We start from the raw sequence: 12,034 nt of genomic DNA, 5'->3' as shown, positions 1-12,034 counted from the left end.
AATGTACGCTAACAGTAAACCCAAAGAGCTTTAGTTGAACCATTTTCCCCAATTGAGTCAAAGCTTAATAAGGCAGTTTTAACCTTTCAAACATTAAGGAACCGATTTTTAATAAAGTCGCTTATGCCCTTTTATATACCTTTCTTCAGCTGAAAGGTATATTTACACATTATGCCCTAGATAGAAAATGTCTTACAGAACCAAGGTATCCATCCCCTATCTGATATTTTTCTTTCAAGTGAGACTTTATATGCATCAATAAGGCCAGGACAGAAGTTGTTTACAAATCGAATATTATAATTAGGAAAAAATGTAATCTACATTTAGCATTTTTTAATGGTAATATAGAATAGTTTATTTTAGGTGGCAATTTCAGGAGAACACAATAGGCAATAAACTTGATATTTCTTGTTGGTTTATTGCAGGAAATTTGAAGGCAAAACAATACTTTTAAATGGCTTAAAGAACAAAAAATTTTATCACGCCAGGAAATTACAAATTGCAAAAAAATCTTACCTTTAATACCGTTACGTACAATCAAGTCAAAATTTACATCATGAACATAAAGTATGCGCATACCAACATTATAACAAAGGATTGGAAGGAACTTGCACGTTTCTATGAAATCGTGTTTAATTGCATAGCGGTTCCACCTATACGAAAATATCAAGGGGAGTGGCTTGAAAAAGGCACCGGCGTCTTTGGTGCGAATTTACAAGGGGTACAATTACGGCTACCTGGCTATGGGGATAATGGACCCACATTAGAAATCTATCAGTATTCAGAAATGATTAATGCTGAAAGACAACTAGCCAATCAAAAAGGATTTGGACATATCGCATTTAAGGTAGAGGATATTGCGGGGGTTTTAGCAATAGCATTAAAGAATGGAGCATCGAAAATTGGAGAGCTAAGCGAACATCATTTTGATAATATCGGTGTATTTAGGTTTATTTACATCTCAGACCCGGACGGGAATATAATAGAACTCCTAAACTGGAGTTGATATTAATTTCGCAAACTTAGAAATTTGAAATCGAACGGTTTGTTGGTTAGAAATCTTCAGCCATCTGCGGCCTAAATATTATAATTATTGGAGAGATTTCGAGCTAACATTTCAATAGAATGCTTAAGACTGGGCATTTTATTTTAAAACCTGCTATTCTCCAATTCCTGAAATCCCTCATTGCTTAGAAATTTGTAAAGTCAGAAGTAGCTACCTGAAGAATATTAAACGAAAGACATTTTGCTAATTTAATTTTCCTTGACTTAAAGCTGAAGACACCCAATGAGCTAAGTAATTTCCTTGGTGGAATATCAATATTCCACCATTTAATTATGATGTAAATTTCAGTCAATTTATTACATGGCAAGTGTTCATATCCAGTTTTCTTGTGTTCAAAAACACGCTTTTATATAGTATAAAAAAATATGAAAGATTGTGATGTCCTGATAATAAAATTGGATTATTAGTTTGTATAATACCCTGATTAAGAAAGAACGGTTAATATTATTTTCGTTATGTGTGCCCGAAAAATTAGCTTCAAGCCTTTATTTAGTTGTAAATTTCCATACACCAAATAGAGCAAGAAAAGTGTCTCAAAAAACGATGATTTACACTAAAGTAGATACATATGTGAAGTACAATAAATAAATTTGAAAAATTGTCTATCAGAAAAGTGGTATACTTACCAATTTTTGATCTATTTACAATTTATGGTAGTTACCTAATCAAACACCGATTACTTACCGCCAATAAACCAAGAATTATATCTAATTCAAAATGAGTAAATTTATAACTGAAAGATCACACCATATATATCCTCTCTTGAGAGAGATAAACTAGTTCGACAATTGACCAGCGACCCACCTCTAGATTTGAAAATGATTCGCGACTTTCGCCAATTCCTGCAAATCAGACAAGAAAAAATTCGAAATCTGTCCAGTGACGGCTACTTGATAATCAAACTTTTAGATGAAACACTCTAGGTTTTTTTTTATGTCTTAAGGTATTCAAATACTCCTTTTCCGTGCGCTATCTACCACCATGTGCCTATTTCAAATATAGTATAATAACTGAGAAACAAGCAGAATAAACATATTTTGAGCAATTTGATCGTAATCGTACTTCAGATCCAGTGTTTTTATCAGAACAATAAATAGGGAATACTTCACAATAATGTGCGCCCCTAAAAAACTGCTACAGACCTAAATCAATTCCGTGGAACAAAAATTAGAAAACAGGGAGCGCAAAGCATATAAAAAAGGAGGCTGATTACCAAAAAATGGTGAGTTTTAATTATAAAAACAAAACCAGCCTCCAATTTTAAAAGTAAATTTAGTCAACCAGATATTGACTTGATTAGCGGGACAATTCTATCATGGCAGAAAGTTCCTTAACCGCAGCTTCATTTGGCGACACAAATCCACTTGTTTTAAAGCGTATTTTACCATTACCGTCAATTACAAACTTTGTAGGGATTCCTTCTACACCAAATGCAGATACCACAGGGTTCTTTTTCGTCTCCGGATTTTTAACATCCATATACAAGGGCAGATCCAGGTTATGGGTCAACAAGTAGTTCACAGCGTCCGATTTAGGATCAGCAACATGCTCCCAGGTGTGAATGAACAGAAACTTCACATTCGGATCATCCTTGTATTTGTTGACCAACAGCTGCATTGCCGGAAGAGATCTTTTGCATGGCCCGCACCAGGTAGCCCAAAAGTCAAGAACAATAATTTTCCCCTTAAAATCTGACAGTGACACTTCTTTGTCATTTACGTCTTTAAGTTTAAAATCAGGTGCCTGTTCGGCTATCATTTTAGCTATTAATTTACCCTTAAACTTTTCTTCAAACTGACTGGTTAACCCGGTGAGGTAAGCGTTTGCATCTTTCCCAGGGTTCAGTTTTAAATAGGCATTTTTCAGTTCGTCCTTAAAATTATCATCAGCTAAACCTGCTATCACTGTTTTTTCCATCTCTGGAAGTGCTTCCTGGTACCGCCCCGTTTTACTCATCAAATAATAGTATTTTGCAGTCATCCCGGCACTTTTTCCTGCCATCTGCTCATAGCACTCCTTAATAGCTGCAAAGGCTTTGTTATGGTCCCCCAGCCTATCCATCACCTCGCTATATACATTTAACAAGAACAGCCGGTCATCCTTAATATTAGTTTTATTCGCTAATTCTTGCTGAATTAATATTTCTGCAGCCTTCAAATCATAGGTCATGAGTTCCTCTGCAACTGATCCAACATACATGATACGTGCAGTTTCTGTAATCTGATTAAAATAGTATAAAGCTTTCGCTGAGTTTTTCGCCATAACGAAATTATCTACGAGCGTGGCTCTGTACTGGTCAAAATTATCAGCCGGATGGGCTTTGATCAGGCGCGTAAGAATAGCTTCTTTTTTTGAAAGATCAATTAACATCTTCAAAGAATCAAGACTTGCTTTATAAGGTGGTTCTGCCTGCTGACTGTATGCTGCGCATCCTATAAACAGGATAGCAATAAGTATAGATAGTTTTTTCATTTCGATTAAAAATTAAGTGACCTTCTTTAAATTGAGTGTATAGTCTATAGATTTTGACGGGCAGCGGCAACTTGTACAATTTCGCCAAAGCCGGTAAATTTTTTGGTGTAAGTATTATTGCTGAATTGTCCCTGTCCATTGATGTCGAAATAATAAACCTCACCTGCTGTACCATTATTCACACCGATCACCAGTTGTTTACTGGTGCTACGTAGCATTTCAATATCTTTAATTACATAGCTTCCGGGGAATGTATAAATCAGGCGTGCTGATTGCGCAAGCATATCGTATAAATACACCTTATTGTCAACAGTATAATAGAGTTGTTTTAAGATGGATGATGTTGCAAAGTTAGTTGCGCTACCAATTTCCGGACTATTCTCCATTTTTTGATTAACCCCGGTGGCGCTGTTGTTAGAGTCACTTGTGATGGACATTAAGTAGCGACCGGCATTATCTTCCATAATGTAATACCATTCAATTCCTTCATCGCCTAACGTAGTTACGCCGCGGTCATAAGCAATCATTTTTTTACCCACATTTGCCATGTCAAAAGAGTCGGATGGTGTGGTGGTTGCAGGTGCATATTTCAGAAATCTTGACAAAATCTCCATCTGCATGAAGCTCATTGTGGTGTTATCATAGAAATAGGTCAGGTTAAAAGTGCTGGGAAAAACACCAGGGAACAAATCATAACTGCCAGGAATGCGTTGGGTGAGCGGCTTAACATTATCAGAGTTTGTACCGGAAACGCCAACGTACAAACCACCGTCCGCAACAATAAACTGTTCAAATTTTGAAGTGTTCATCATAAATACTGGTGCCGTTTTGAACGGAAGTGGTGTAGCTAAACCTGGAAGTACCGAACTTTTATCACCAAGCTCCAGCCAATCGTTCATATTAAACCGATACACATTCTGATCTGTGAAGTAGTAGAAGAAACCACCCTTCCCAAAATTATATAAGGCTAATGCCTTACCCGGATAGCTTTTATTGTTGGCCACTTCCATAGGATTGTCAAAAATCACATCATCCGTCCGGATCAAAGAAACCTTACCTTTTCCATTCTTGTTATTGACGATATACCAACCATCCGGATAGGCTCCGGTCACGATAATAGTATAACGCTGTAGCGTAAAAATACCATTTCTATTACTCGTTACCTTATAAATCATCTGATAGGTACCTGGACTTAAGGTTACTTTGATACGCAAATTTTTAGATTCAGCAATCACATTTGAATCAATCTTCCAACTGTAGGTAAATGAATCACCTGCAGGCAATGTTTCTGCTAATGTTGGTGTGATGATCAGCGAATCCAGTTGAGGTAACGTAAAGCTGGTTTTTGTATCCGTAATCTTAATGTCGTTGATTTGCTCATATTTAAACGATTGATTGTCCTTACGGCAGGCAAATGTTAGCATGATCAGCACAGCCAGGCTAAGCTTTAAAAAGTATTTTAAATGCATAATATTTAAATTAAGGGAAAGAAATCTGTTGACCTTTCTCATCTAACAATGGACCATTTGCAGCTTCATAAGCGGCCAGCGCATTTCTTAAGGTAACCGGGTAGTTCAGCAAACCATCAGAACCTATCTTCTCGAGAGAAAAATCTGTTATTCCCAGGACCTTCACCATGAACTTGTATTTCACAGCGCTAAATTCTCCAAAATCCGTAAGGAGATTACCCCAATAAGCAGGTTCAATATACTGGCTGGTCACATCAACCTTCAAATATCTGAAGTTCTCTTCAGTAATCTCGTCATTGCCAGGAGTCTGACCAAAAGTCCCTAAAGTAAAGTCCTTGGTTTCTGCTGGCTCCAGCACAATTCTATAAACATTACTTGCCATTCCGGCAGAGTTGATCAGCACAAGAGGATAATTAAACAGGTAAACTCCAGGTGGAATGATAGCTTCTTTCAATTCAAAATCCACGCCTGAGGTTGCCGTTGTTCCTTCAGCTGTTTTCAGCAGCACTGTACGCGGGCCATCAGACAACTTTCCGGTAATCCTTAAGGGTATATACATCGTGTCCCTTGTTTTTTCAGTGCTTTGTAAAGCAAAAGAGTAGCTTCTCACTGCTGTGGTATTTAGTTGTTGGTAGGTATAGGCAAAGAAACTAACACCATCCTTTCCCTGATAGGTTTCTAACGCTTCTTTCTTGCAGGAAAAAAGGCAGATGACCGCCGTCACATATAATAAGTATTTCATGATACAAGTTTGATTAGTTAGCATAATTCGGATTAAATTGAAGTTCAGAATCTGGTATAGGAAGTACATACTGCTCTGGTGCCATATTTATCCTGCGGAATTGCATTCTTAAGGCTTTGATGCGCTTATAGTAAAAGAACAATTGCCCTTCCGCATAAAATTCCTTCTGATACTCCTTGGTGATCTCTGCTTTAAGCGCATCGGCCGTAATCGTATTTGGCAAAATTGAAATTCCCCTGTTCAGGCGTACCGTATTTAAATAGTCTACGCCGGTTGCAGGCGTTGACGCAGTTTCAGCCAGTATATAGTACATCTCAGAAAGACGTATGCCTGGTACATACTGATCGAGTAAATTGTCGGTGATTGTAGTTGTAGAGTTGGAAGTCTGCCAGAATTTAGAAGGGAACAAGACTCCTGCATCGCGCTCAATGCGGTATGCCCATCTGATGTCTGAAACGCCTCCTGATTTGGTTTCGTAAAGGGTAGAAAAGTCACTTTCAGAACGGGTAAGAGTCTGGTCTGCAGTCCCTCTGAATCTAAAATAACTCTGCACATTGGTTAGTATATCCCTCACCCTGATCATAAACACCTGTTCATTAAAATACAAGCGGTCACGCGCAACTATTCCGGAGCCAACATTACTAGCTTCTGCCTGGGTTATAAAATTGTATTTCGCCGAGTTGACCACCACGGTTGCAGCGGCAGCAGCCCCGATGTTATCGCCACTAAATAACCTGATTCTTGCTTCCAGTGCTTTTACACCATAGTAATTAAGCTTATTCCGCCTGGTTCGTAAACCGCTGGTCACAATTGGATCAACCGGTAGTAGCAAGCTCTCCGCTTCTTTCAGGTCAGCCAGGGCAAATTTCACCACATCTGCGGTTGTTGCCGGCTTAATTGCATTTTCATTAACGTCCTTTTTATAAGGGATGGCTTTTAAATTGGTACCCGCAGTATATTCAGGCCCGAACATCCGTAATAAATCAAAATGTATAAATGCCCTTAAAGCCAAAGCTTCACCACGCAGAAGTCCATATGAATTATTCGATAGCATAGCGCGGTCAGTTTCTGTGTGGCTAATTATTTTATTAGCTGCGGCGATTGCACTGTAACTGGAAGACCAGATATTATTGGTATAACCGGTAACTTCTGTTGAAGTATAGTTCAGGAGTTGTGTCTGTTGTAGCAGAACTGGCGATTCAGTAGCAATTGTTGCATAATTTTGAGCCAGCGCGGAAACGAAGCCCATAGAAAGGTTATTTCCATAGAGGTTGTTACTGGCAAGCTGGCCATAGATGCCTGATAAAGCTTGCTGAAAACCGGTTTCCGAAGTAAACAATTGCTCTTCTGACAAACTTGTTTTTGGCGTTACATCCAAAAATTTTTTACAACTGAAAGATGTTGTACATATGGCCACAATTCCTATTATTAATGTTGTTCTTTTCATTGGGATATGAATTTTTTTGAATTTAAAATCTTGCACTCAGACCGAATGTGTATTCTCTTGCAAACGGATTATCTGTGCCGCGCTCAATATCAATTGTACTGAAAGTGGCCAGGTTATTTGTTGTTGCGCTAACCGTAATATTCTGCAAGCCTAATTTTCTAACAAATGGCGTTTTAAACTGATAGCTTAAATTAACTGAGCTGAGCTGGATGTTATTGTCGTTTTGAACAAAACGTGAGGTTAGTTTCGTTTGTGTTGGCGAAGAAGTAATCCTGCGGTACGGACTTATACTACCAGGGCCGGTCCAACCCAGATCATAAGCTCTCCGGTCCACATTATTACGCGCATCGACAGCTTCCACACGATTTAACAAAGTACTGTTATACAGTTGAGCACCATAATTGTAATTTATGCTGAAGTTTAAGGCAAAGCCTGAATACATGAAATTTGAATTTATTGCACCGGTCCATTTAGGGCGTGTATCGCCAGCGTAGGTCTTATCATTGACATCCCAGACAAAAGTTGGGGTGCCGTCCGATTTCAGATATACTTCCTGCCCGGTAACGGGATCAATACCCAATGATTTCACTGCATAAATAGCCGTTGTTGACCTGCCTTCAATAAACTGGGCATTTTCAACAGTCTGATTGGTATTATTGGTATTTAGTGCAGCATTAAAGGCTTTGAGTTTATCAGAAACTTCTTTTAGCACTGATTTGTTTGTAGCCGCATTCACAGAAACATTCCATTTTAGGCCATTACGAGGCCGGGATAATATCGTATACCCCAGTTCAAGCTGCAATCCTCTGTTCTGGATTTTACCTAAATTTTCGGTGTAGGAAGGAAAGCCGGTACTCGGCGCCAGTGAAACTGTAGTCAGCGCATTTTGGGTTACCTCATTGTAAAACTCTGCATTGAAAGTCAAACGGTTGTCCAGAAATGCTGAAGCAATACCTATGTTCGACTTGAGTACTTGCTGCCAGCTCAGATTCGGGTTACCAAGTCCGCCGGGAACAGCACCTACTTCACCAAAATAACCGGACGATGTGCCCAGGTTGTACCTGAATTGCGCTGCATAAGGATCCTGTACAGAGGTACCGGTAGAGCCATAGCTACCACGAATCCTCAACAAGTTAATCACATCACTGTCTTTAAAATATTCTTCGTTGCTGATGTTCCAGCCTAAGCCTGCCGACCAGAAATCACCAAATTTATTATTTACACCGTAAGCCGAAGAGCCATCCCTGGTATAGGTGAAATCGGTAAAATACCGGTTATCATAAGAGTAATTGGCACTTCCGGAAAAGGAAAGGTTGTTTATGGTGCTTTCGCTTCCCGTAGGCCTGCTGTCTAAATATTGAGCAGCAAACAGGATATTATCTAAACGATCAAAAGGGAAACCCTGCGTAGATACAGTATAGGAATCAACATGCGCGCTGGCAACTCTGAAACCCGCGTATACAGTAATACCATTTTTTCCAAAATTCTTATTGTAGTTTACTGATCCCGTGCCGTCCATCATAAAAGAGGCGGTGTTGTTGATGGAATAAGTACCACGTTGACTTGGATCGGCTATATCATTAAACCGGCTGTCCAGAGCCGAATAGAAATTGTCTATCGTTCCATTTACTTTGGTAATTCCCAGGGCGCCATTAAACCATAATGATTTATTTACATCGTAACGAACTGTGGTGTTGTTTCGTAAATTAAAATTCTTGTTTCTGTCATTAATGGTGTTGTGTGTGACGTCCATCAGTGGATTTGCCACAACAGAGCCTGCGTTACCGAAGCCCATGTTAATGTTTTCCAGGTATTGGTTTACGTTGCCATTTGCATCATAAGGCTTCCAGTAGGGGTTCAAATCCAGATACTGACTGAATGCTCCATATGGAGAAGCATTGGAGATCACCTGGGTTCCGATGGTATTATTCTGAAATGTCAGTTTATTCGTTTTATAGCTCAGCGTAAAACTTCCTGCATAATTTTTCCTGTCCTGCCCCTTCATTACACCCTGTAAAAAATTGCTGCTGAAAGTCAGGTTAAAGGTCAGCGACTGGTCGCCGCCACGTAAAGACAGATTGGTCCTGTTATTGTAACCAGTTCGGACAGGAATAGATTTCCAGTCGGTGTTCACACCGCTTACCACTGCTTTGTATCTTTCCGCATTGATATACTGGCCTCTATAACTGTCGGTGAGTCCAACCCGCTTTTCAAAATCAAGTTTCTCTGCCGAATTCAGCATGTGATAAACAGAAAGATCCGGAGATGATAACGTAAAATTGTTGTTGATAGAAACTTCTACCTTTCCTCTTGGAGGGAGGATAGTTGTGACAACCATGACACCGTTACCTCCACGGGAACCGTACATTGCAGTAGCTGAAGCATCCTTTAATAAAGTTACGGAGGCAATTTGGTTCATGTCCAAGTCTACAATAGCCTGTAGCGAAACTTGAAAACCATCCAGAATAAATAATGGCGTATTGGGATTTCCCACAAGCTCTGCCCCAAGGGTAGGATAAGAAGTCTGGCCACGCATAGTCACCTGCGGAAGCGTATTAATGTTGCCGCCTGTAACATTGTTCGGAATCATCCTGAAAGACGGATCCAGGGCAGCAACGGCAGTAAACAGGTTGACCGGACTCACCGCCTTAAGCTCTGCACCAGTCATGGCTTTTGCAGCCCCGGTATAAGTACTGACCTTCCTGTCAACAATTCCCGTAATTACCGTCTCATTCAGTCCGAGCATATTCTCAACCATATAAATGTTGTAATTAGAGTTCGGGGAAATAGGCACTTCGACGGTCTTATACCCGACAAACCTGAATTCCAAGGACTTAGATCCACTGGGGATGCTCAAAGTAAATTTTCCGTTTTTATCCGTCTCAACGGCAGACTTTGTTCCCTTAATGAAAACTGTAACCCCTGGAATAGGCGCGCGGTCTTTAGCATCTCCTACAAAACCAGAAATGATTTCCTGATTGATCACGGTGCTTGCTTTGATGACCACAGTTTTATTGCGTATAATAAAATCCAGGTTTTGTCCGGTTAGGATTTCGTGAAGCACAGCTGGCAACTCAGAGTTTTTAACGTCAATGGTCACTGGTGACGAATTTTCCAACAAATTATCTGTATAAAAAAAATTGTAACCAGTTTGTTGGTTCAACTCCTTAAAGATAGATTTAAGCGAAGTATTAGCTTTAGTTAGGGTTATTTTTTGGGCAAGACTCGACGCACTTACCTGCATAAAGCATGCTATTATTATTACGATGGTTAAGCGCATAGTCAGCAATAATTTTAGATACAGCCGTTTAGCCGCACCAAATTTCTTTAAATTTTGATACATTAGTTGTCGGTTTGGTTGAGCAGCCTCTTCTGCCTTGAACCGTGAAGAGGACTGCGGTTATAAGTTTGATTTTTAATTGAATGTTCCAAACTCTGACCAGGTCCGGATGGGTAGTCCGGGCTTGGTTTCGTTGAACATATCGTGGCTAATGTAATTTTCTTCTCATGTGGTCTGGTTTAAGTTTAGTATTCTGTTAATTAATAGTTTAGCTCTTTATTTCGACACATACACGGTCCTTCCCCTGACTTTAAAATGGGCTTCTCCGGTTGATTCTACAATCTCAAGGACTTTTGACATTTTATCAAATCTTGAAACACTGCCACTAAACCGCTGCCTTGTTTTTTCGCCAACGTAAATGACCTCAACATTATACCAGCGTTCGATCATTTTCATGATGGTTTCAATGTGCTCACTTTCGACTACAAATTCATTATTTTTCCAGGCAACAGCCAAGTCTGCATCCGTTTCATTGAGCTGCAATTTACCGCCAGCCAATACAGCCTGTTGCCCTGGCTTCAGGACTTTGGAAATCCCCGATGCCGACAACTTCACACTTCCTTCCAGTAAGGTGGTTTTTTCTGCTTCGTCATCACCATAACTGCTGATGTTAAAGTGTGTTCCCAATACTTCCACTTCCTGCTTGTCTGTTTTTACAATAAATGGGTGGTGCTTATCCTTCGCTACTTCAAAATAACCCTCACCGGCAAGCTTAACCACCCGTTTTCCATTTTCAATCAGAGAGGCGGTATAGGTGAGGCTCGAAGCCGCATTTAAATAAACGAGTGAACCATCAGGCAAACGTACCTGGTAGGTTTCTCCCCGGGCGGTAGACAAGGTATTGGAGGCATTCGGATCAGAAACTTTTTCATCAATCTCATAGACCAGCCTGCCATCACCAGATTTAGTGATGATTATTCCCGCTTCCCTTCCAATTTCTCCCTCCGAAGCATTTGCTAAACTGATCTTCCTGCCATTTGCCAGCGTAAGTGTAGCACCAAAATCGCCCGGTTTAGCATCGTGTACTGCTACTGTGGCAGGAGCCCGAAGTTTTCCTGACTTGTAATTGAAGAAATAAACGCCCATGCATACGATGGCCAAAGTGGCTGCAACAGCGGCGATTTGTAACCAGAGTTTAAGTAATTTATTGTTTCTGGCAGGTACAGGTTCCGCTGCTGCATGAATTTGAATGCGCAAATCGCGGTCAACTTTTGCCAGCACTCCGGCAATGGCAGAATTAGTTTCATAACTTTCGTCCTGAATTTCTAAAACGTCAATGATCATGTCTTTCAATAGTTCCTGATCTTCATCAAGTTGAAAGTAATCCATCAGACGCTGTGTTTCCTCAAGGTTACAGTTATTGTCCAGGTATTTTTTGAATAGAATATAGAGTTGGGCAGATGGTTTCAATGTTCAATTTTTACAGCTAATACGGAGCTGAGCAAAAATATCCTTAGTCTGTTAATAAAAAATTAACAATTAATTTCCAAAATCAATG

General features: G+C 39.8%; 7 protein-coding genes. 1 reads left to right on the top strand and 6 read right to left on the bottom strand.

All coding sequences use genetic code 11. The features are described 5' to 3' along the window. The first annotated feature begins 556 nt into the window (after nucleotides 1-556). Nucleotides 557-1,006, top strand: a complete 450-nt coding sequence (locus AY601_RS23945; protein WP_068406185.1) for a VOC family protein — start codon at nucleotides 557-559, stop codon at nucleotides 1,004-1,006. Nucleotides 1,007-2,362: 1,356 nt separating this feature from the next. Here the strand turns inward: AY601_RS23945 and AY601_RS23940 are convergent. The 6 genes from AY601_RS23940 to AY601_RS23915 form a co-directional block, all read right to left on the bottom strand. Then, nucleotides 2,363-3,538 carry a TlpA family protein disulfide reductase gene (locus AY601_RS23940; protein ID WP_068406182.1) on the bottom strand — a complete coding sequence of 392 codons (1,176 nt, stop codon included), beginning with the start codon at nucleotides 3,536-3,538 and terminating at the stop codon, nucleotides 2,363-2,365. A 44-nt stretch (nucleotides 3,539-3,582) separates the two neighbouring features. Further along, nucleotides 3,583-5,007 (bottom strand): PKD-like family lipoprotein, encoded by a 1,425-nt coding sequence (locus AY601_RS23935; RefSeq protein WP_068406179.1) that lies wholly within the window; start codon nucleotides 5,005-5,007, stop codon nucleotides 3,583-3,585. 10 nt (nucleotides 5,008-5,017) lie between these two features. Next, the gene (locus tag AY601_RS23930; protein WP_068406176.1) at nucleotides 5,018-5,749 is read right to left on the bottom strand and encodes a DUF4843 domain-containing protein; all 732 of its coding nucleotides are present in this window, start codon (nucleotides 5,747-5,749) and stop codon (nucleotides 5,018-5,020) included. Nucleotides 5,750-5,762: 13 nt separating this feature from the next. Beyond that, entirely contained in the window at nucleotides 5,763-7,196 is a 1,434-nt protein-coding gene (locus tag AY601_RS23925; RefSeq protein WP_157288083.1) for a RagB/SusD family nutrient uptake outer membrane protein, read from the bottom strand. Between the two features lie 22 nt (nucleotides 7,197-7,218). Then, on the bottom strand, nucleotides 7,219-10,539 hold the full coding sequence (locus AY601_RS23920) for a SusC/RagA family TonB-linked outer membrane protein (protein ID WP_084359434.1): 3,321 nt from the start codon (nucleotides 10,537-10,539) through the stop codon (nucleotides 7,219-7,221). Nucleotides 10,540-10,752: 213 nt separating this feature from the next. Continuing rightward, nucleotides 10,753-11,946, bottom strand: a complete 1,194-nt coding sequence (locus AY601_RS23915) for a FecR family protein (RefSeq protein ID WP_068406166.1) — start codon at nucleotides 11,944-11,946, stop codon at nucleotides 10,753-10,755. Nucleotides 11,947-12,034 lie beyond the last annotated feature (88 nt).

This window comes from Pedobacter cryoconitis (genome assembly GCF_001590605.1).
Taxonomy (GTDB): Bacteria; Bacteroidota; Bacteroidia; order Sphingobacteriales; family Sphingobacteriaceae; genus Pedobacter; species Pedobacter cryoconitis_A.
Note: the sequence above shows the minus strand (reverse complement) of the source record. Positions and strands in the feature narration are given on the sequence as shown.